The following is a 20,977-nucleotide window of genomic DNA, read 5'->3' as shown; positions in this document are numbered from 1 at the left end:
CAGAACGGTGACCCTTCGGCGGCTTCGACGCCGAAGATGCTCAACGCCTCACCGACCAAGGATCCCGCGATGACAACAGAGAGAGCCCAGAGCAGTCAGAAAGCGAGCCAGAGCTGCCGCTTGGGTTCACGCCCCGAGATGTACGGGGCCAGAAAGATTCCGGCCGCCAGGAACGAGGCTGCAGTCCAGAACAAGGACAATTGGACGTGCCAGGTCCGGGCGAGGTTGAAGGGCAGCACTTGCGCGAGGTCGAAGCCGAAGAAGCTCGACAGGTCAGCGCGGTAGTGCTCGACGGCGGCCCCGAGGAGTGCCTGACCCATGAACAGGATGGCCACGACGAAGAAGAACCAGGCGGTAGCGCTTTGCGCCGGTGTCACCTGGACGTCGCCGGGCTGGCGGAAAGCCAGCGCAGGCGTCTCTTCGCTGTGCTGCCAACCCATGCTCTTGCTCCAGCGCCCGTACAAGCCGAACAGCACGCCCGTCGCGGCCATCAGAGCGACCAGGGAGAGACCACTCCACACAATGATGTCGGCCGTTGGAACGTTGTCCACCAGGGGCTCGGCCGGCCAATTGTTCGTATAGGAGTAGTTATGTCCGGGCCTCTCAGCAGACGCAGCCCATGCGGTCCACGCAAAGAAGGCCGTCAAGTCGTGGATGTCTGCCGAATCAGGAATTGCATTCGGCATCAAGCCGTACTGGGTGGTCGGGGATCCGAAGTAGTCGGCGTAGTGGCCTTTGAGAGAACCGAAAGCGTCGATCTGCTCGTCGGTGAATTGCAGTTCACCCGTTTCCTCGTCGTAGCGGTTCGTCCGCATCATCTCGACGAGCGCTCCCTGCGGATCCTGCATGCCGGTGCTCTTGAGGTCGTCGAGAACGAGGGTGGAAGAGCGGCGCAGGTAGTCGGCCGTGTAGTCCGGGCCGAGATATCCGCCGTGCCCCATGATTGAGCCGTATTGTTGTAGACCGCGTCGCAGAAATATCTGCTGGCCGGTGGTGATGTCTTCACTGGTGAAGACGACCCCGCCTTGCGAATCTACGACTTGTTCCGGCTGTGGCATCGAATCCGTGTACGTCCGAAGGGCCAAGAAACCCATGACGGCAAAGCCGAAGGCCATCACGAGGGCTACGCCCTGGATCCAGAACTTGGAGACCTCCAGCTCTGCGCGTTGACGTCCGTCGGCGGGTGAGATTTGGGGCACAGTCATCCTCTGCTCGTTGACTGGGGCAGGGGAGACTCCCTGCGCCCGCTGACTGAACCGGGGTGCGGAAAGCCAACCATTGAGATGCGGCAACGTACGGCGGCATAAGTCACCGCACTCAGGAGCTGGCCATGGGCTCGACCCTGTGTGCACACGTTGCGGTGCCCACCAAGAGTTGCTCACCGCCACTTCCGTCGCAATGGGTCAAAGGTCCCGAGATGGGGGCCGCTTGGCGCCGGCATGGTCTCCGTATGATCCCGGACAGCGATCTTGCGAGGCGCACGTGCCCTGGTGCACAGCGCCCGGCCCGCTGATCCCGGTTCGTGCGCGATGGCGTGAACGGACGGTCCCCCGCCGACGATCACGTGCCAGTCATCAGCCACCCCACCACGTCGGTAGCCGACCAGCCCGTCGGTCGGAGCGCGGCGAGCTCCTCCACACCCGTCAGGTCCGAACCAAGGGTGACCAGGGGCGGCTCGACGTATCCGTCGCGCCTGGTCTGTGCCAGCCCGATGTCCGCGGTCAGCGCGTTGCACAGGCACTTGCGTCCGATCGTGTCCGCCAGGTCGCCTCCCTTGCGGACGTACATCTGCGCCGGCTCACCGGGGCAGCGGTAGCCGACGTTGCCCTCCGGCGTCTGGTACGGCGTGCGCAGGTAGCTCAGATCGCACAGTCGCCGGCGCGCGTCGTACACCGGTGCGTCGGACAACGTCCCGGCGGCCTGGGCGACCTTGAACGGGAAGCCGGTCGGTGAGGCACGCGGGTCGGTGCGCACGTCGAGCGTGCCGCTGGCGAGCTGGTCGACGAACTGGTCACGCAGTTGGGGATCCAGGCCGGAGTCTGCGGCGAGCGCGAACAGGGTGCCGACCTGGACTCCCGCGGCGCCACGGGAGAGCGCCTCGGCCAGGCGCTCGGGCGTGCCCTGTCCCCCGGCCAGCCAGAACGGGATGCCGAGGGCGCTGAGCTTGTCGAGGTCCACCTCGTCCCGCGGACCGTAGACCGGCTCGTCGCGGTCGTCGAGCTCGAGCTTGCCGCGCGGAGGCGCGTTGTGGCCCCCCGCACGCGGGCCTTCCACCACGAAGCCGTCGGGCCGCGTTGAGTCGTCGCGGGCAAGGTACGCAGCCAGGACGTTCGCGGAGACGATCGCCAGGAACCGCGGTCGTGCCAGGTCTGGGAGCGAGTCACCGAGGTGACCACGCGGGTCCACCGTCACTCGGTGCGGATGCTCGGCTCCGTGCACGTCGACATCGACGCCCGCCACCACGCCCGCGGCCAGATCGTCGAGCAGGCGCGGGATCTGCCGCGGCAGGCCGGCTCCCATCAGCACGTAGTCGACGCCGGCGAGCATCGCGCCCAGGGCGGCGGTTGGCGTGGCCATCTGCACCTTCTCCAGGTAGTTCACGCCAACCAGTCCGTCATGACCGTCCTTCGCGAGCCAGACCTCGACGAAGTTGGCCACGACCGCCAACTCCTGCTGCCGGGGGCTCTGTCGGAGGGTCAGCTTGGGCACCGGCCGGTGGGGACGACCCTCGGGCCGCCCCTCGGGCTGGAAGTACGTGTCGAGCGCTCGACGTGCCATGCCCTGTTCGGGGAAGGCTGCGAGCGCACGCCGCATGTGGCCGCCCTGGTCGCCGTCCTGCAGCCTCCGGGCCAGTACCACATCGAGGGCGGTCCCGGAGACGACACCGAGTCCCCCGGCACACGACACCGACTTCGCCAGCTGCCACGAGGACACGCCGACCCCCATGCCGCCCTGGATGACTTGGGGTAGCTCACGAACCTGCGCCACGACAATGCCCTTCGACGAGAATGTCAACCTACGTTCCGCAGGTTGACATCGTCAGTGCCGCTGTAACAGAGACCAACGTCCCATCTTTACGGGACCTGACCCTGACCGGCCCGCCTCGACCCCGCACATCATGCGAGTCGGTCGTTCCAGGTCGGGCCGTGCCGACCGCCCACGCGGGTCTTTCAGAGGTCTTAACGGCCTGGATGGGGAGACGCCATCATCACGCAGAAGCCTCCGCCGCCCCTTCTGAGAGATGTCGCGGACTACCCGCTGCTCGACCAGGTAGTCAGCCAGCTTGGACAGGCTCCAGGTCGAGAACGGCAACCGTGATCGATCGGGCAGCCCAACGCGACAACCTTGGTCTCTGCTCGCTGCTCGGAGTCGAACTTCGGCGACCCCCGCCCACGTCCTTGGGTCGCAGGGTCTGGGCGCGTCAACAGGTCACCACCGACCCCGCGACTTCGGACCCGTGACCGCGGACAAGATCCACCGCCAGCTAGCGGTCATCGAACGGGCCCACGCCGACCTCAACGGCGCCGCGCTGGCGCACCTGCCCTCCCGAACAGGACATGTCCGGCGGATCCTGCCCATCGGTGGATCGAGGCTAAGTCCTCGACCGGCCCGGCCGGTCCAGGTGGTGGAAGATCGTCCAGTACATGACTCCGATCATCACTCCGCCACCGACGATGTTGCCGAGGGTGACTGGCAGCAGGTTGTCCACGAAGAAGCTCTGCCAAGTAAGTCCGGAGTAGGACGAGGCGTTGATGTTGGCGTCGGTCCAGAAGCTGGCGCCGGCGGTGTCGGAGATGAGGATGCCGAGCGGGATGACGAACATGTTCGCAACCGAGTGCTCGAAGCCGGTGGCGACGAAGAGTGCGATGGGCAGGGTCACCGCCAGGATCTTGTCGGTGGTGGTGCGCCCGGAGTAGGCGGCCCAGACGGCCAGACACACCATGAGATTGCACAGGATCCCCAGGGCGAACGCCTCGACGAAGGTGTGGTCGAGCTTGGCGCTCGAGACATCGAGCACGACCTTGCCCCACTGTCCATCGGCGTTGTGCCAGGTGCCGGCGACGTAGATGAGGCCCACGATCGTCAGGGCCCCGAGGAAGTTGGCCACGAAGACGACGAGCCAGTTGCGCAGCAGTTGTCCCCACGTGATCCGGCCGCTGGCCCGCGCGGTGAGGGTGAGCGTCGAGGAGGTGAACAGCTCGGCTCCGGTGAGAACCACCAGGACCAGCCCGGTGGAGAAGACGATGCCGCCCAATACCTTCGCGAATCCCCAGGCGAGTTCATCGGCTCCGACCTGGCTGGTGACGAAGAAGACGAAACCGATGGCGATGTAGGCTCCGGCGGTCAGGCCGAGCAGGAACGACTTCAGCGGGCGACCGGTGGCCTTGGCGTAGGCGGCGTCTTCGGCGGCCTGGGCCATCTGGGCCGGGGTGAGCAGGGCGGCGTTCAGGGGGTCGGACATGGCCAGCCTTAAGGGCTCTGAGCCGCCACTGATTGCGACGGCCGCGGGGGGCGTCAGATGCGGGCATTGATGGCCTGGTAGCCAGAGTCCTCTCGGGTGCCTCCCATCCCGTCTCCGACCACCCGGTAGTCCTTGATCCACTCCAGCGTGTGGATGTACTTGACCATCTTGTAGCCGTGGATGGACTCCACGCGCAGGCGCAGCGGAGCACCGAAGGTGAGCGGGAGCGGCCGGTCGTTCATCGACCAAGCAAGGATCGTCTCGTCCTCCATGCAGTCCGCCAGCGGAATGCAGGAGTAGTAGGGCTCCAAGGGGCGGTCGCCGTGCATCTTCTGAGCGAGACCGAAGGAGGTGACCATGAGGTACTCCGCCTCCGGGTCACGCGGACCCGCCAGCGCCATCACGTCCATCACCTTGGGGCCCTTCCACTTCGCGATGCCCGTCCATCCCTGCATGCAGGTGTGCATGGCGATCTGCTCCTGCTGCGGCAGGGCCTTGAGCTCGGCAAGAGTCACCCGCACCGGGTCGGAGGAGGGCGCGCCGATCTCCATCACGAAGTCCTTGAAGTCGTCCTGCACCAGAGCGGTCCACTCGGGCGACTCCTCGGGGGTGGGGTGGCGGCCGTTGCTCCAGTGGTAGGGCGAGATGTCCTTCTCGGTGTAGGTGTCCGCACGGCGGGTGCGCGAGACCATCCGGTTCACCGTGATGGCACGGATCGGCTCCAACAAGGCGAACAGGAAGCGTTGGGTCTTGCGCACGTCAACCAGGCTCAGATAGCTGATCGCCAACCACGCGGCGACAACCGCCGCAATGCCGAGCAGACACACCGTCAGGGCCTGGGCGAAGCGAGCGGGATCGTCGACCCCGAACATCATCTGGGGCAGGTTGTGGTCGGGATGCACGACGAACACCAGCGAGATGTGCATGACAGTGAAGAAGGTCAAGAACGCCATGCCGAGGAAGTGGAGCGAGCGGGCCGCCTGTCGGCCGCCGAACATCTTGGCGTACCACGGGTGCCGCCCGATCAGGGCGGGAGACATGGCCGGGCCGGTGGCCAGCATCAGGGGAGCCGCTATGAACACGACCGTGAAGTACATGAGCTGTTGCAGGGAGTCGTAGGGAGTGAAGTGCTCGATCCCAGGGACGTTGAACCCGGCGTACACCTTCATCGACTCCCAAGCCGAGGGAAACACATCCCACGACGTCGGCACGATGCGTCGCCACTGGCCGGTGAGGAACAGCAACCCGATGTAGACAAACCCGTTGGCAACCCACGCCACCGTGACCAGCCCGTGCCAGTGGCGCCCCAACCCGATGTTCTTGCCGCCGGGCAACGCCAGCCAGCTCGGAAGCGACGACTCGTCATCGCGGGCCATGTAAGCACCCTCTTCAGGGGGCACCACCCGCTTGGTGAACTTGATCCACTCAGTGCCCGGGCCGCAGTCGTTGCGCCAGTAGAACCTGGGATGAGTGGCGATGATCTGCCATCCCGAGCGGATCAACAACCCGATGAAGAAGAAGTTGAGGAGATGGCTCACGCGAAGCCAGGCGGGAAAGTCGTACTCGGGCATGATCGCTCCGTAGCAAGATTCGACGCGGAGTGAGACGTAGAAATCCTAGGCGCCTCACGTGGAGATTGCGGATGTGACAACTTCAACGTGAGTTTACTACATTCAAGTCCGTGGAAAATACCTTGGCTCCTGAGCTCGCCACCCACACTTCCGGCTATGGACCACTGCCCAGTGCTGGCCGTTCCGGGCCACGAACTCCAGCGCGGGCGCCAAGCCTGCTCCGAGCACGGTCGCGGCCGACGCGAGGTGGTCTCCTCACTCGACGATGTCGGTTTCGCACCACCGGCCGACGCCCGGAGCTCGGTGGTCAGGCCAACCCGCTGCTGCTGCTGGAGACGGCCAGCTCAGACGACGACCGAGGAGCTGGAGACAGCGGGCTGGACCAAGGTATCCAGCACCTTGATCACGCGCTCGGCCTTTGTGGCCGGGTTGACGAACGCCAGTCTCAACACGGTTTCACCGTGCCAGGTGGTCGGCAGACAGAGGATGACGCCCTCGCGGGCCAACCGCTGTGACCACTCACGATATGCCTCGGGGTTCCAGCCCACGCGGCGGAACAACAGGACTGAGAGCTGGGGCTCACAGACGAGCTCCAGGTGCGAACTCGACCTGATGGCGGCGGCGACGGTCCGTGAGATGTCCAGAGTCCGCTCGACGGCCGCGGCGTAGCGATCGGTGCCGTGAGTGGCGAGGCTGAACCAGAACGGAAGTCCCCGGACCCGACGCGAGAGGTGCACGGCGAGGTCCGCGGGGTTCCAACTCCCCCGATCGATCTGGTCGAGATAGTTCGCGTTCTGGGCGTGTGCGGCACGAGCGGATGCGGGGTCACGATAGAGCAGTGCGCACGAGTCGTAGGGGGCGAAGAGCCACTTGTGCGGGTCCACGATGAAGCTGTCGGCGCGTTCCACGCCCTCGAACAGCGCCCGCACGCTAGGTGCCGCCAGTCCGGCCCCGCCGTAGGCGCCGTCGACGTGCATCCACACGCCGTGTGCCGCGCACGAGTCCGCTATGCCAACCATGTCGTCGATCAGCCCGGCGTTGGTCGTCCCGGCGGTCGCGACCACCGCGAACACGTCCGGGTGGGAGCGCAGCACCGGCTCGAGGCTCGCACCGGTCATGCGGCCACGGTCGTCGCCGGGGACCTCGATGATGGAGACGTCCAGGACCCGCGCCGCCGCGCGGACCGAGGAATGCACCTCGCCGGCGCACGCCAGTTGCCACCCCTGGGCCGGACGGCTCCCTCGCCGAGCCAGTGCTGCTTCTCGTGCGGCGACCAGCGCCGACAGGTTGCCGCTGGTCCCACCCGAGACGAAGCAGCCGCCGGCCGTTCGGGGCCAGCCCAACAGCTGCACTACCCAGGCCAGTGCCTCGTTCTCGGCGAAGATCACGCCGGCTCCGGTCTCCCACACGCCGCCGAACACGTTGGCGGCGCTGGTGACGAAATCGAAGGCGACCGACGCCCGGGTCGGAGCCGACGGGACATAGGCCAGGTTCATCGGATCATCCTGCGCGCGGGTGGCCGGCTCCAGTACGTCGATGAACAATCGCAGCGCCGCGTGCCCGCCAATGCCTTCCGCGCACACCGTCTGGCCCGCCGCCTCCCGCAGCTCCTCGGCCGAACGAGCGGTCGTCTTCGGATCGGTCTCCCGGACGACCCGAGCCTCGGCCCAGTCCATCGCCTCGCGAACAACCCGGTACTCATCGCCCCACACGTCGTCAGTCACAGCGTTCTCGATGGCTCCACCCCCCAAGGCTAGTCATCGACGCGCTCGCGTCTCCTTCACGGGCGGATGTGGCAGCTTGGTCATGCATTTACTACACTGTTTTCCGTGGAAACTGTAGGTCCTCCAAGTCCGCCGCGGGTAGCTCCCGGATATGGCCCCCTTCCCAGTGCTGGCCGCGCGCGCCCGCCCCTGTCCAGGTCTCGATCAGCACTGTTGGAGACGCTGCGGGACCAGAGCGAGCCAACAACCCTCGCGGCGCTGGTCGCCACGTCCGGGCTGCACGCGAACACGGTCCGCGAGCACCTCGACGCGCTGGTGCGCGCAGGGCTCGCCCACCGCTACCCCAGCACGCCGGCCGGTCGCGGTCGGCCGGCCTGGCTGTACGAGGCCATGGGCGGGGACGCAGCCGCGGCTCCCGAGTACGCCGGGCTCGCCGGGGCGCTGGCTGCGGCCATCCACCGGACCAGCACCTCGCCGGTCGAGGACGCGGTTGTCGCCGGACGGGAGTGGGGCCACGAGCTCGCACGCGAGCGAGGCGCACGGCCAGTTCCGAGTGCGGTCGCGGCCCGACGCGAGGTGGTGTCCCTGCTCGACGAGGTCGGGTTCGCACCGCAGGCCGACGCCCGGAGCTCGGTGGTCCGACTCACCCGCTGCCCACTTCTGGAGGCGGCCCACAAGTATCCCGATGTCGTCTGTGGCGTGCATCTCGGGCTCGCCCAGGGCGCGCTGGAGGAGTATGGCGCGGACCCCGACGGCACCGAGCTGCGGCCGTTCGCCGAGCCGGGCGCCTGCCGGTTGCACCTGACACGGCGGCCCTGATGAGCACGGGCACGAACACGCCCCCTCGCCACCCCCGCAGCCCCCAGGCCGTCCGCGCACGACTCGCCCTCGGCCTGCTGCTGCTGACTCCCGCCGGGATTGCGCTGCTCGCCGGTCTCGACGCGGCTCTGATGATGCTCGACCTGCCCGCGCCGGTGCGGGTCGACCGGCTGCCCGAGGTGCACGGGATGCTGATGGTCCTCGGCTTCGTGGGCACCCTGATCGCCCTGGAGCGAGCGGTGGCACTCAAGCACCCGCTCGGCTTCGCCGCCCCCGCCCTGCTCGGACTTGGCGCCCTCCTTCTGGTCTCGCCGGCGCCGCTGGTCGTTGGGCAGTGCCTGTTGATGACCGGCGCTGCCGCGCTGGTCGGCCTGTACCAACCGCTGTGGCATCGGCAGCGCGACGAGGCCGTGCTGGTCCAGGCCCTCGGGGCCGTCCTCGCCCTCGGCGCAGCCGTGCTGTGGCTCGGCGGAACCGCAGTCCCGCTGCTCGCTCCATGGCTGGTCGGCTTCGTCGTGCTGACCATCGCCGGTGAGAGGCTCGAGCTGGCCAAGATCACGATGGCCCCCTCGGCCGGCAGCCGGCTGGTCCTCCTCGCTTCCGGCCTGACGGCAGGGGTGATGGCCGCTCTGCTGTGGCCACGGCCCGGTACGGCCCTGCTCGGCGCCGCACTCCTCCTCCTGACCGGATGGCTCGCCGCCCACGACGTCGCCCGGCGCATGATCCACACGTCGGGGCTGACACGCTACATGGCCGGCTGCATGCTCGCGGGCTACTTCTGGCTCGGCGTCGCCGGCGCCATCTGGCTGCTGGGAGGCCCTGCCCTGGAAGGGGTGCGCTATGACGCCGTGCTCCACGCGGTGTTCCTCGGGTTCGCGCTGTCCATGATCATGGCGCACGCCCCGGTGATCCTGCCGGCGGTGCTGCGCCGACGGCTCCCGTACCATCCGGCCCTGATCGCGCCGGCCGCGCTGTTGCACCTCTCGCTGGCGTTGCGGCTCTGGGGAGGCGACGCCCTCGGCAGTCACGCCGCCTGGGTCACCGGCGGTGTCCTGAACGTCGTGGCGGTGCTGTCCTTCCTGGCCGTCGCTGCGGGGTCGACGATCCGCGGCAACCGAGGTCCGTCGTGAGCAGCTCGGGCACCCGTGGCTTCTGGCCGCTGCGCGACCTCCCCGTCCTGATCTGGTTGACAGCCACGGTCGCGGTGGCTTTCGTGCACCCGTTCGTGCCGGCGCCGCGCTGGTTGATGATCCACCTGCTTATGCTCGGCGCGGTCAGCCACGCCATCCTGGTCTGGAGCAGATACTTCACCGACGCGCTCCTGCACTCCGGTCACGACGACCGCCGCGGGCAGAACCGCCGACTCCTGCTGCTCAACGGCGGCACGGTCGGCGTTGTGACCGGTGTGATCTCTGATGCCTGGCCGGCCACCCTGCTGGGTGCGACCGCGGTCGGTTGCGCGGTCCTGTGGCACGGCTGGACGATCCTGCGCTTGTTGGGTGCTGCACTGCCGGGCCGGTTCGGCTCTTCGGTGCGGTACTACGTGGCGGCGGCCTGCTTCCTGCCGGTCGGTGCCGGGCTGGGCACCGCGCTCGCTCGCGGCCTCACCGACCCCTGGCACACCCGGATAGTCGTCGCGCACGCGTCGGTGAACCTGCTGGGCTGGGTCGGTCTCACCGTGGTGGGCACCCTGGTGACCTTGTGGCCGACGATGCTGCGCACCAGGATCGCCGCGGGCGCCGAGACGGCCGCGGCTCGCGCGCTTCCGGTCCTGGTCTGCTCCGTCGTCGTCGCCGCCGGAGGGGCGTCCGCCGGGCTGCGTCCGCTCGCCGCTCTCGGCATCGTCGGGTACGTCGCAGGACTGCTCATCACCGCTCCGGCCTTCGTCGACGCCATGCGCCGCAAGCCGCCGACCGAGTTCCCTGCCTGGTCGGTCCTGGCTGGGCTGACCTGGCTGCTGGGCACCCTGGTCACGCTCGGGGCCGGCATCGGCACCGCCTCCTCGTGGCAGCGCGTCGATGAGGTGTTCGGTTGGCTGACACCGTTCCTGGCCGCGGGATTCGGCGCCCAGGTGCTGCTCGGCGCCTTGTCCTACCTGGTCCCGGTCGCGCTCGGCGGAGGTCCGACGCCCGTGCGGGCCGCGAGCGCCGTCCTGGACCGAGGAGCACCCTTGCGCCTGGTCGCCACCAACACCGGTCTGCTGCTCTGCGCACTCCCGGTGCCCAGCACCGTCCGGATCATCGCCTCGCTCCTCGTCCTCGTCGCGCTGGCCTCCGCCCTGCCGCTGCTGCTCCTGGCCGTGCGCGCCTCGCGCCGAGCGAAGTCGGCCCCAACCGCCTCTGGGAGGGACAGCCGGGGGCCGTACGTCCGGCCGACCGGCCAGGTGGCTGGTTTCGCCGTGACCGGGGTCGCTGCCGCGGTGATGGTGGTCGCCGCTGGCGTCGCCTTGGACCCGGCCGCCGTGAGCGCGAGATCGACGGTCTCGGCTGCCGCAGGTGTCACGGCCACCGGCGAGACCACAACGGTTGCGGTCGAGGCGCGCGACATGCGGTTCACCCCCGCATCCATCTCGGTCCCGGCCGGCAACCGGCTGGTGGTTGTGCTGACCAACGCCGACGACGAGGACGTCCACGACCTCGTCCTCGACACCGGCGCCGACAGCGGCCGGCTCGCGCCGGGACAGACTGCACGCATCGAGGTCGGAGTCGTCGGCCGCAGTCTCGAGGGCTGGTGCTCGGTCATCGGTCACAAGCAAATGGGGATGCTGCTCACGGTCGATGCCACCGGAGTCGCGCGATCAACGGCGGCTGCGACACCCACGGATCACGGCGCCCACCAGCACGGACCCGGCGGGACCACAGGAGACGAAGCCCCCAGCGAGACCGAGCCACAGGAGACCCAGTCCGCCCCGGCGGCAGACTTCCTGGACCTGATGGCCGGACCCTCACCGGGCTGGGCGGCCCGCGACGCTGCCCTGCCACCGTTGCCGGAGAGCCGGCTGCACCGGCGCACGTTCGTGGTCCGCGACGTCGAGCGCGAGGTCGCACCGGGCGTCACCCAACGGTTGTGGACCTACAACGGCACCGCCCCCGGTCCAGTCCTGCACGGCCGGGTCGGCGACCGATTCGAGATCACCCTGGTCAACCGTGGCTCGGTTGGCCACTCGATCGACTTCCACGCCGGAGCGCTCTCCCCGCAGGATCCGATGCGGACCATCGCACCAGGTGAGTCGCTGACCTACAACTTCCGCGCCACCCGCGCAGGGGTCTGGATGTATCACTGTTCGACCATGCCGATGTCGGCCCACATCGCCAACGGCCTCTTCGGTGCGGTCGTCATCGAGCCACCGCATCTGCCGCGCGTCGACCGCAACTATCTGCTGGTCCAATCTGAGCTCTACCTCGGCATGCAGGGCGGCGAGGTCGACGTCACCAAGCTGGCCGCCGAGGACCCCGACCTGGTCGTGTTCAACGGCTTTGCCAACCAGTACGACCACTCCCCCTTGGCCGCGCGCGTCGGGGAGCGGGTCCGGGTATGGGTCCTGGACGCCGGCCCCAACCGGCCGACGTCATTCCACGTGGTCGGCGGCCTGTTCGACACTACGTATTCCGAAGGTGTCCGCCTGCTCCGGCGCGGACCGGGCGGTGCGCAGAGCCTGGGCCTGCAGCCAGCCCAGGGTGGATTCATCGAACTGTCCTTCCCGGAACCCGGCGACTATCCGTTCGTCTCACACGTGATGATCGACGCCGAACGCGGCGCGCACGGGTTGTTCCGGGTCACCCCCTGAGCCATACCTTCCAGGGAGATCGATTGCGCGCTGGTGCGGGCGCAGGCCGAGCGAACCGCGATGCTTCCGGGGCCGAGAAACAGACAGGATCCTGCCGATGAGGGACTTCGGACCCTAGTTCGAGCCACCGTCGCCGAGCACGCTCGAAGCCATGGCGAGCACAGATCTCCCCCTCTACTCAGGACGCGACCGCGCGAGCCGTGGTTCTCGCGATGGCCGGGCCTCGCCCTGGCCGTCATCGCCGCGCTGTTCGTCGCGGTGTTGGCGCTCCGACTGGTGGCCGGAAACGCCGTCGATGCCTATTCAATGCTGTACGTCTTGCCGGTGGCCCTCGCGGCGACCGCATTCGGTCAACGCGGAGGCGTGAGCGCTGGGCTGCTCGCGGTTGCGCTGATCGTGATCTGGGTCTTGGCCCGGGACGTGACGCTCGGTCCCACTGGCTGGGGGGCCCGCATGGTGCCCATCGTTCTCCTGGGCGTCCTGTTGGGCAGAGCCACCGACCGGGCACGCCAGGCCGAGACCGAGCGGAGAGGGCACGAGCTGGCGGCTTTGCTGCACCGCGAGGCGATCGAGATCAACGACTCCCTGATCCAGGGGATGACGGCAGCCAAGTGGTCCCTGGAGTCCGGCCAGACAGACGCTTGCCTGCAGACCCTTACCGCAACCGTCGGCGAGGCACAACAACTGGTCTCGGGTCTGATCCGGCGAGCAAACATGGGCGGCAGCAGCGAGCCTCCAGGGCTCACTACTCGAGGTGGAACCGAACCTCCAGACAAGTAGCGGACGACAGTGCGGTCCCAGCCGCGGCGGGACCGGTGGCTGCCGAGCTGGGCGTCGTCGCGCTTGCGGTAGACGATGTAGGGGCGCGTCAGGTAGCCCAGAGGAGCGCTGAAGACGTGCAGCAGGCGGGTGAAGGGCCACAGCGCGAAGAGCCAGAACGAGGCGACATGGCCAAGTTGCGGTGGCAGCCGGGACTCTGCTGTCCGTCGATGACGGCACCCCCGATGGATCCGGGCTGTCTCGCTGTCGGACCTTCCTGAGGAAAGGGGGGCCGATCCATCTCGACGTCAGGGACCTTCGGCCCGGACGGCGCCACAGGTGACCAATCCGGGCGCCTCAGGCCACAAGGCGCATGAACGCAAGCCGCCACGTCTCGGGGCCGCGCTCGAGGTAATCGATCGTGAACGCCTCTGGCGCCCGCTGCTCGAGCTGCGCGAGCAGCGGCAGCGGGTCGTGCGGCGCGATGAGCACGAGACCCTTGCCGGGCCGCACGCCGTCCAGCGCGCCGAAGATCGTGGCGTGCCGGATGGCGTGCGGAATCTCACGCGCATCGAGTTCGGGGAGGGCCGGCCCGTCGGACTCCCCGCAGCCGCAGGCGTGCCCTTCGGTGCCGCAGCCACCGCTGACCTCGTCCCGAACGTCGGTCGAGTCCCTTTCGCCCCCCAGAAGCTCGTGCATGCCGCCGAGCAGCTCCGCGACCGACACGTCGGAGCTGGCGACGAGGAGAGGAAGGATTTGGTCGTTCTCCTTGGCCAGGTGCGCCTCGAAGAGCTCGCGCAGGGCACGGGCGAGGGCCGCGGCCGCGACCTGCTCGGACGTCGTGTCCAGCAGGTCCACCAGGGCAATGATCCGCTGATGCTCGACCAACATCGCTTCGACCAAGAGCCGGGCCTCAGGCATCTTGCCGGCGGCCAGGTACATGGTCGACTCCTCGGCCAGGGCGTGCGGCACGAGCTCCTCGCGGCACCACCGAACCAGGTCGAGGCGCACCTCTTCGACGTCGGCCGGCCGGGCGGCCCGGACGACCGCGGCCAGCGACTCGGTCTTGAGCGCGAGCGCTCCCGCCATCTGCGCGTGGTGCTGCTCGACCGCCTCGGCGGCTCTGGCGTCGGCCTCGCTGGTGGCGATCGTCAGGTGGTCGGTCATGGTCCCTCTCCTTCGTCCGGGGGCCGACGTGACGACCCACGATAGTTTTACTACACTCTACTCCGTGGAAAATAATCTCGGCCCGAGCCTGTGACAGGCCGCACCCGTGGCGGCCACCGGCCAGCACCCCAACACGGTCCGCGACCTGCTCGACGGTTTGCCATCGCTGATCAAGGGCAACTCGGCACTGGACAGATGGAGGTCTGATGTCGGCTACTGACCCAACCAGCGATGCACGCTTCCAGGACCTGGATGCGCTGCTTGCGGCCGCGCCCGACGCGATGCTCCTGGCGGACCAGCGAGGTCATATCGTTCAGTTGAACGACCGGTGCGCACAGTTGTTCGGCTACGACCGTGCCGAGATGGTCGGCCAGTCGGTTGAGGTGCTGATTCCGGCGCACCAACGCGACCTTCACCGGCGCCAGCGGGCGGTGTACGGAGCGAGGCCAAGCATCAGGGAGATGTCCTCCGGCCTCGATCTGGTGGGCCTGCGCAAGGACGGATCCCGGGTTCCCGTGGATATCTCCCTCGCGCCGTTCGAGACCGACCACGGTGCTCTGGTGCTCGCCGCGGTGCGTGACGTCAGCCGGAGCCGCTCCGGGGAACGACTGTTCCGGCGGCTCGTCGAGGCAGCCCCGGACGCGATCGTGGTCGCGGACGGCGAGGGTCGAATCCAGCTGGTCAACGCCCGCGCGGTGGGTATGTTCGGCTATGAGGCGTCTGAGCTGATCGGCCAGTCAGTGGTGACGCTCATGCCGGAGAGGCTGGCGGATGCGTACGAGACACTTCGGGTCGGCTACCTAGCCGATCCGGACGCCCCCCCGGTCATCGGCCTCTCTGGAGGACTGTTCGGACGTCGCAAGGACGGCACCGAGGTCCCCGTCGAGGTCTCGCTGGCGCCGTTGGAGACCGATGACGGCACGCTCTTCCTCGCGGACGTGCGCGACATCACCGAGCGCATCGAGAACCTCGCCGCCATTCGCGAGGCAGAGGAGCGACAGCAGGTCCAAGAGGCAACCAATCGCGCCAAGGACGCGTTCCTAGCGACCGTGTCGCATGAGCTGCGCACGCCTCTGGCCTCCATCCTCGGATATGCCGAGCTGATGGCCGACAGCGGGCACCAGACTCCGGAGAACGCGCATTTCACGGCCGTGATCATCCGCAACGCACGCCGTGAGCTTCGACTGGTCCAGGACCTGCTCACCCTGAGCACCATCGCGGAGGGTGGCCTCGAGGTCCATCCCGCCCGAGTAGATCTGGTGGAAGTGGTGCGCCACGCGGTCGAGTCGGCGCTGCCCGCGGCGGGCGAGACAGGCGTGAGCGTAGTGGCCGTGGTGCCGGACGCGCCCCTGTGGGCCGACTGCGACCAAGAGCGCATCGCCCAGGTTCTCGACAGCCTGCTGTCCAACGCCCTGAAGTTCACGCCATCCGGCGGCGATGTGATCCTCCGCCTGTCCAGGCAGGGATACTCGGCCCGACTCGAGGTTGCCGACTCAGGAGTAGGGATTGGAGACGAGGAGCCAAGCCGCGTGTTCGAGCGCCTGTACCGATCAAGGACCGCGATCGCCAACGAGGTGCCGGGCGCAGGGATCGGCCTGACGATCGCGGCCGCGATCATAAAGGCGCACCGCGGCACGATCCGGGTGCTCAGCACCAGCGACTCCGGAACAACGTTCGGCATCGACATCCCACTTGGCCAGTGACCCGTGCCACTGCCCTCAGCCAACCCGACCCACAGCGGGGCCACGCCTCAGCGAAAATGAACGCGACAGCCAACGCTAAGCCGACATCCTCCTTTCCCAACGAGTCGAGGCTTGCAGCGACTGCGGTCCCTATTTGGTGCAATGTCTAAAGCGGGATACGCCGTCGACGTTGATGCCACCCCGTGCTGCAGCCGACGCGGCCGGAAACTCCTCGCGGTCTCACCGCCCTACCGTGGCATCACTGTGACAGCGATTTCCGTTCTGGCCCGCGAGGACTCTTCCAGGCCTTCGGTGCTACCTAGAGCCCCGCTTCGATCAGGGCGCGGGATGGTCTTTGACGCACCGATGACATTTCACGCAATTGGCCTCCCACCGTCCGCAGAGAGTCCGCAAGATTTCCAGCGGTGACCGTCGGCGGACCACGACGGTAAACGCATAAGCGCAGGTCAGCGCCCTAGTGCCATCCGCTGCCGTTCGTTGCCGTGAGGCGTGGCCACAAGGAGACCAAGAAGGCCTGAGCCACCGACCGGGGCCGGTTCCTCCACGGAGGAGCCGGCCCCGGTTAGTGTGTCGGCACGCCACTTGGACGAACCCATCTCGAGAACGGGACGCAGATTGTGAGTGCCCCCATCGGCGACGGCGCGACCGGCGATCACAGCCGCGCGGATGTCGAGCTGCGGTTGCCTGCCGACGGCGCCTATGCCTCTGTGCTCCGCACGACGACGGCGGCGCTGGCAGCCCGTCTCGACTTCACCATCGACGACATCGAGGACCTCCGGATCGCCGTCGCCGAAGCCGGCGCCCTGGTGCTTCCGGAGGCCGACCCGGGCGCCGACATCACCGCCCGCTTCCACCTGGGCAGGTCCACGATGACGGTCGAGGTCTCGACGGAGGCGATGGACAACCCGGAGCCCGACCTCGAGACCTTTGCCTGGCAGGTGCTCACCACGTTGGCGAGCGACGCCGTGGTGGAGTCCGCCCGGGGCGTGTTCCGGGTCAGGTTCACGATGACCTCCCAGTTGGCCGCGGGGGCGGCCGACCTGCCGACGGGTGCAGAAGTCTGAGATGACTGAGGACGCGACGGGGGACGGCGCGATGCTCGACGGTGCGGAGGCCGTCGACGAGGACACGCCGGTCGAGCTCACCAAGGTCGAGATCACGCGCAGACGCAGCGCGGAGATCTTCGTCATCTTTCGTGACGGTGATGCCTCGGACGCGTCGCGCACCACCGCACGCCATGACCTGGTGCGGTTGCACCTCCCCCTCGTCGAGCACTGCGCGCGCCGGTTCCGCAACCGCGGCGAGCCCCACGAGGACCTCGTCCAGGTCGGCACGATCGGCCTGATCAAGGCGGTCGACCGCTTCGACACCGATCGCGGTGTCGAGTTCTCGACGTACGCCACCCCCACGATCATCGGTGAGATCAAGCGCTACTTCCGCGACAAGGGCTGGGCCATCCGGGTGCCGCGTCGCCTGCAGGAGCTCCGCATGCAGATCACCGCGGCCACCGCGGAGCTGACGCAGAAGCTGGGCCGCTCCCCCACACCCCGAGAGCTGGGCGAGCTCATCGGCTGCACCGTGGAGGAGATCATCGAGGGGATGGAGTCCAGCAACGCCTACTCCACGCTGAGCCTCGATGCCGGTGGCGACAGCTCCGACGACGGCCCGCCGAGCCTGCTGGACACCCTCGGTGTCGACGACCACAACCTCGAGCACGTCGAGATCCGCGAGTCGATCAAGCCGCTCCTCGAGGGCCTCGACCCGCGGGAGAAGCGGATCCTGCTCCTGCGGTTCTTCAAGAACATGACGCAGTCGCAGATCGCCGAGGAGATCGGTGTCTCGCAGATGCACGTGTCGCGACTGCTGACCAAGACCCTCACGCAACTGCGGACGTCGCTCGAGCAGGAGTAGGACTCTCAGGCACCGTCGGCGTGGTTGAGCGCCTCGATGCTGGCAGGATGCAGCATGCCGGCGATGACGATCAGTGCGACCACGGCGATCGCCGCGGACACGATCGTCGTCTCGCCGCCGCGCAGGTTCCACGCCATCGCGAGGGCCATCAGTTGCGCGAGCAGGATCGGCCCCCTGACCCAGGTGTGCCCACGGGTGATCAGCCGGCCGCACACCATCAGCAGCACCCCGAAGGCCCCGAAGAACACCGCAGTGGTCAGCCCCATCGTCAACCGGCCACCGGTGAGGCTGGCGATCTCCAGCACGGCCAGAAGGAGGAGAACCAGGCCCTCCACAACCGTCACGGATGCCGCAGTCACCAGCGGCGGTGGCGTGGGGGAGGAAATCTCGCTGTTCACCCGGGCAGCCTATGCGGCACGATGTGAGCGTGCCCGAGCGGGCGATGTAGTGACTTTGTGACGGAAGTGACCCTGACAGGGCTTGTTTATCGATCCACTTCTTGCCACGCTGGGCACGCGCTCGTGAATCGGTTCACGTTTTCGTGCCCTGAACACGACCGCCCGGGCTCCGCTGACCGCCCGCACACAGCCTGCAGATGATGAAAGAGGAACCCCCACTCCATGGATTGGCGCTCGCGCTCTGCCTGCCTCGACGAGGACCCGGAGCTGTTCTTCCCGATCGGCAACACCGGTCCTGCCATCCTCCAGATAGAGGAGGCCAAGCAGGTGTGCCGACGCTGCGAGGTGCGCGAACAGTGCCTCTCGTGGGCGCTGGAGGCTGGACAGGACCACGGCGTCTGGGGCGGCCTGAGCGAGGACGAGCGCCGCTCGCTCAAGCGTCGCAACGCCCGCGCCCGCGTCCGCACCGCCTGAGGATCACCCGCGCGGGCATCAGTCCAGGGGAACGTCGACCTGGACCCGGGTGCCTCGTGCGTGGGGGGATGGACCCATCTCGATCATCCCGCCGAGCTCCGACTCGACGAGGGTGCGCACGATCGAGAGACCCAGGCTGCTCGCTGCGTCGGGGTCGAAGTCGCTCGGCAGCCCCACACCGTCGTCCTGCACGGCGAGATGGAGCCGGCCGACGATGCGGCGCACGCTGACCAGGATCCTGCCCTCGCGGGCCGGGTCAGGCTCGACGGTGTCGGCCAGCCCCGGATAGCCGTGCTCCACGGCGTTCTGCAAGATCTCGGTCAGCACCATGGCCAGCGCCGTCGCGGTCTCGGACGGGAGCACTCCGAAGGAACCGTCGCGCAGCACCCGCACCCGGCCGCTCACGGCGCTGACGTCGGTCACCATCCGCCCGAGTCGATCCGCGATGTCGTCGAACTCGACGTTCTCCTCGACCGCCTGGCTGAGCGTCTCGTGCACGATCGCGATCGAACCCACACGACGTACGGCCTCCTCGAGCGCCGCCTTGGCCTCGGGCTGATCGATCCGACGCGCCTGCAGCCGGAGCAGGGCGGCCACGGTCTGCAGGTTGTTCTTCACGCGGTGGTGGATCTCGCGGATGGTGGCGTCCTTGGTGACCAGCTCCCGATCACGTCGGCGCAGGTCGGTGACGTCACGCAGCAAGATGACGGCGCCGATGCGCTCGCCGTGCGGCCGCAACGGGATGCTGCGCACGATCAGGGCCACCTCGTCGGTGGCGATCTCGGTGTCCCGGTCGGCCCGCCCGCCGAGCACCGCGCTGAGCGACTCCTCGTCGGGCCGACGACGAGGTGGCACGAGCTCGCGGGTCAGGTCGGCGAGCACGAGATTGGTGAGGTCGCCGTGCAGCCCGAGGCGCCGATAGACCGAGAGGGCGTTGGGACTGGCGTAGGCGACCTTGCCGGCCGCGTCGAGGCGCAGGAAGCCGTCGCCGACCCGGGGTGAGTCCGCGTGGTCACTGCGCTGTCCGGACGGCGGGAACCAGCCGCCGGCGATCATCTGGGTGAGCTCGGCGGCCGTCTGCATGTAGGACAGCTCGAGTCGGCTCGGAGTGCGTACGCCGAGCAGGTTGGTGTTGCGGGCCACCACGGCGATGATCCGGCCCGACCGGCGCACGGGAATCACCTCGACCCGGACCGGCACGTCGTCGCGCCACTCCGGATCGCCCTCGCGCACGAGGCGCCCGTGCTCGTAGGCCTCGTCCAGCATCCGCCGCCGCCCCACAGGCACGAACGTGCCGACGACATCGTCGGTCAACGACGTCGGACCGGTCGTGGGCCGCATCTGCCCACCCGCCCAGAAGCCGCGGCCCCCACGATCCGGCAACCACATGACGAGGTCGGCGAACGAGAGGTCGGCGATGATCTGCCAGTCGGCCATGAGCAGGTGCAGCCAGGCGACGTCGTCGTCGTCGAGTTCGGTGTGTGCTCGGACGAGCTCGAGGAGAGACGGCACCGCCACAGCCTAGGCCCGGGGGCCGGCCGGGATCAGGATCACCCCGGTTCGCCCCACAGCGGATCGACTGGCAGGATGACGCCATGGCCACTCGGTACTGGCAGGAGATCCTTTCTAAGGGTCTCGCGGTGCCCGATGACCGTCCTCTGGACGACCTGACGGCCGAGCTGACCACGATGCTGGGCTCCCCGGATCCCGAGCAGCGCGACGGCACCGCCTATCCCGCGTTGTCCACCTGGATCGACCGCGGGGTCTACGACGACCTGCTCCCCGGCCTCGGTGACGGCATGGCAGCAGGTCTCACCGTCGGCCTCGGGGAGGTCGGCACCGACTCGGTCTTCCGGCGCAGTTTCTCCGTGCTGGCGCTGGCCGAGTGCCTGGCACGCGACAACCAGAAGCTGCTGCTCCCGAGCGGGCGGGTCTTCGACTGGGGCGACCGGGTGGCCTCCTGGTACCTCCGGGAGAAGGACGTCCGCGGCTTCGTGCCCGGCAAGGGCTGGGCGCACGCCATCGCCCATGGCGCCGACGCGATCGGCATCCTCGCCCAGTCCCCGCACTTCGCCACCAACGAGCTGACCGTCTTCCTCGACGTGCTCGCCGATCGGCTGCTGATGACCGACTCCGAGCTGCTGGTGTCGGGCGAAACCGACCGGATGGCCGCCGCGACGATGCAGATCCTGCGGCGCAATG

General features: G+C 68.2%; 17 protein-coding genes and 2 pseudogenes. 9 read left to right on the top strand and 10 right to left on the bottom strand.

The window, feature by feature from the left end:
* Positions 1-95: 95 nt before the first annotated feature.
* From RMO85_RS02450 to RMO85_RS02430, 5 genes are all read right to left on the bottom strand, one after another.
* Entirely contained in the window at positions 96-1,205 is a 1,110-nt protein-coding gene (locus tag RMO85_RS02450; RefSeq protein WP_310526262.1) for a hypothetical protein, read from the bottom strand.
* 355 nt (positions 1,206-1,560) lie between these two features.
* The gene (locus RMO85_RS02445; protein WP_310526259.1) at positions 1,561-2,988 is read right to left on the bottom strand and encodes a nitronate monooxygenase; all 1,428 of its coding nucleotides are present in this window, start codon (positions 2,986-2,988) and stop codon (positions 1,561-1,563) included.
* Positions 2,989-3,592: 604 nt separating this feature from the next.
* Positions 3,593-4,462, bottom strand: a complete 870-nt coding sequence (focA, locus tag RMO85_RS02440; RefSeq protein WP_310526257.1) for a formate transporter FocA — start codon at positions 4,460-4,462, stop codon at positions 3,593-3,595.
* 53 nt (positions 4,463-4,515) lie between these two features.
* On the bottom strand, positions 4,516-6,033 hold the full coding sequence (locus RMO85_RS02435) for a molybdopterin-dependent oxidoreductase (RefSeq protein ID WP_310526255.1): 1,518 nt from the start codon (positions 6,031-6,033) through the stop codon (positions 4,516-4,518).
* A gap of 344 nt (positions 6,034-6,377) precedes the next feature.
* Positions 6,378-7,757: a pyridoxal-dependent decarboxylase gene (locus tag RMO85_RS02430; RefSeq protein WP_310526253.1), complete on the bottom strand. Its 1,380-nt coding sequence runs from the start codon at positions 7,755-7,757 to the stop codon at positions 6,378-6,380.
* A gap of 213 nt (positions 7,758-7,970) precedes the next feature.
* Here RMO85_RS02430 and RMO85_RS02425 point away from each other — a divergent pair, with 213 nt between their 5' ends.
* The 4 genes from RMO85_RS02425 (at position 7,971) to RMO85_RS02410 (ending at position 13,143) form a co-directional block, all read left to right on the top strand.
* Positions 7,971-8,576: a helix-turn-helix domain-containing protein gene (locus RMO85_RS02425; RefSeq protein WP_310526251.1), complete on the top strand. Its 606-nt coding sequence runs from the start codon at positions 7,971-7,973 to the stop codon at positions 8,574-8,576.
* On the top strand, positions 8,576-9,706 hold the full coding sequence (locus tag RMO85_RS02420) for a hypothetical protein (RefSeq protein WP_310526249.1): 1,131 nt from the start codon (positions 8,576-8,578) through the stop codon (positions 9,704-9,706). Before RMO85_RS02425 ends, RMO85_RS02420 begins: the two co-directional genes overlap by 1 nt.
* Entirely contained in the window at positions 9,703-12,363 is a 2,661-nt protein-coding gene (locus RMO85_RS02415) for a multicopper oxidase domain-containing protein (RefSeq protein ID WP_310526248.1), read from the top strand. Before RMO85_RS02420 ends, RMO85_RS02415 begins: the two co-directional genes overlap by 4 nt.
* 276 nt (positions 12,364-12,639) lie before the next feature.
* Positions 12,640-13,143 carry a hypothetical protein gene (locus RMO85_RS02410; protein WP_310526246.1) on the top strand — a complete coding sequence of 168 codons (504 nt, stop codon included), beginning with the start codon at positions 12,640-12,642 and terminating at the stop codon, positions 13,141-13,143.
* Positions 13,144-13,214: 71 nt separating this feature from the next.
* Here RMO85_RS02410 and RMO85_RS02405 read toward each other — a convergent pair.
* The 3 genes and pseudogenes from RMO85_RS02405 to RMO85_RS02395 all read right to left on the bottom strand — a co-directional run.
* Positions 13,215-13,331: pseudogene (locus RMO85_RS02405) on the bottom strand (respiratory nitrate reductase subunit gamma); the annotation flags it as partial.
* A 148-nt stretch (positions 13,332-13,479) separates the two neighbouring features.
* Positions 13,480-13,809: a DUF2249 domain-containing protein gene (locus tag RMO85_RS02400; protein ID WP_310526263.1), complete on the bottom strand. Its 330-nt coding sequence runs from the start codon at positions 13,807-13,809 to the stop codon at positions 13,480-13,482.
* A gap of 66 nt (positions 13,810-13,875) precedes the next feature.
* Positions 13,876-14,289: pseudogene (locus RMO85_RS02395) on the bottom strand (hemerythrin domain-containing protein); the annotation flags it as partial.
* 206 nt (positions 14,290-14,495) lie between these two features.
* Between RMO85_RS02395 and RMO85_RS02390 the strand changes: the two are divergent.
* From RMO85_RS02390 to RMO85_RS02380, 3 genes are all read left to right on the top strand, one after another.
* Positions 14,496-15,992 carry a PAS domain S-box protein gene (locus RMO85_RS02390; RefSeq protein WP_310526245.1) on the top strand — a complete coding sequence of 499 codons (1,497 nt, stop codon included), beginning with the start codon at positions 14,496-14,498 and terminating at the stop codon, positions 15,990-15,992.
* 617 nt (positions 15,993-16,609) lie between these two features.
* Entirely contained in the window at positions 16,610-17,056 is a 447-nt protein-coding gene (locus RMO85_RS02385; protein ID WP_310526244.1) for an anti-sigma factor, read from the top strand.
* A 1-nt stretch (position 17,057) separates the two neighbouring features.
* Complete coding sequence (locus RMO85_RS02380; RefSeq protein ID WP_310526243.1) at positions 17,058-17,903, top strand: RNA polymerase sigma factor SigF; 846 nt, start codon at positions 17,058-17,060, stop codon at positions 17,901-17,903.
* A gap of 5 nt (positions 17,904-17,908) precedes the next feature.
* On the opposite strand, the gene RMO85_RS02375 is transcribed toward RMO85_RS02380, so the two are convergent.
* On the bottom strand, positions 17,909-18,301 hold the full coding sequence (locus RMO85_RS02375) for a hypothetical protein (RefSeq protein WP_310526241.1): 393 nt from the start codon (positions 18,299-18,301) through the stop codon (positions 17,909-17,911).
* A 222-nt stretch (positions 18,302-18,523) separates the two neighbouring features.
* On the opposite strand from RMO85_RS02375, the gene RMO85_RS02370 reads away from it, so the two are divergent.
* Positions 18,524-18,775 (top strand): WhiB family transcriptional regulator, encoded by a 252-nt coding sequence (locus tag RMO85_RS02370; protein ID WP_310526239.1) that lies wholly within the window; start codon positions 18,524-18,526, stop codon positions 18,773-18,775.
* 18 nt (positions 18,776-18,793) lie between these two features.
* On the opposite strand, the gene RMO85_RS02365 is transcribed toward RMO85_RS02370, so the two are convergent.
* Positions 18,794-20,287, bottom strand: coding sequence for a histidine kinase N-terminal domain-containing protein (locus RMO85_RS02365; protein WP_310526238.1), 1,494 nt, complete (start codon positions 20,285-20,287; stop codon positions 18,794-18,796).
* 83 nt (positions 20,288-20,370) lie between these two features.
* Between RMO85_RS02365 and RMO85_RS02360 the strand changes: the two genes are divergently transcribed.
* Positions 20,371-20,977: DUF2785 domain-containing protein (locus RMO85_RS02360; protein WP_310526237.1), on the top strand; the 607-nt coding region annotated here is incomplete at its 3' end.

It is taken from the genome of Nocardioides sp., assembly GCF_031422975.1.
Classification (GTDB): Bacteria; Actinomycetota; Actinomycetes; order Propionibacteriales; family Nocardioidaceae; genus Nocardioides.
The sequence above is the reverse complement of the archived record's forward strand: the minus strand, read 5'-3'. Positions and strand labels throughout refer to the sequence as shown.

Bases quoted from the DNA above. Each gene is read 5' to 3' on its own strand.
- RMO85_RS02450 (WP_310526262.1), bottom strand. From the start codon at position 1,205: ATGACTGTGCCCCAAATCTCACCCGCCGACGGACGTCAACGCGCAGAG.
- focA (WP_310526257.1), bottom strand. From the start codon at position 4,462: ATGTCCGACCCCCTGAACGCCGCCCTGCTCACCCCGGCCCAGATGGCC.
- RMO85_RS02435 (WP_310526255.1), bottom strand. From the start codon at position 6,033: ATGCCCGAGTACGACTTTCCCGCCTGGCTTCGCGTGAGCCATCTCCTC.
- RMO85_RS02420 (WP_310526249.1), top strand. From the start codon at position 8,576: ATGAGCACGGGCACGAACACGCCCCCTCGCCACCCCCGCAGCCCCCAG.
- RMO85_RS02390 (WP_310526245.1), top strand. From the start codon at position 14,496: ATGTCGGCTACTGACCCAACCAGCGATGCACGCTTCCAGGACCTGGAT.
- RMO85_RS02380 (WP_310526243.1), top strand. From the start codon at position 17,058: ATGACTGAGGACGCGACGGGGGACGGCGCGATGCTCGACGGTGCGGAG.
- RMO85_RS02370 (WP_310526239.1), top strand. From the start codon at position 18,524: ATGGATTGGCGCTCGCGCTCTGCCTGCCTCGACGAGGACCCGGAGCTG.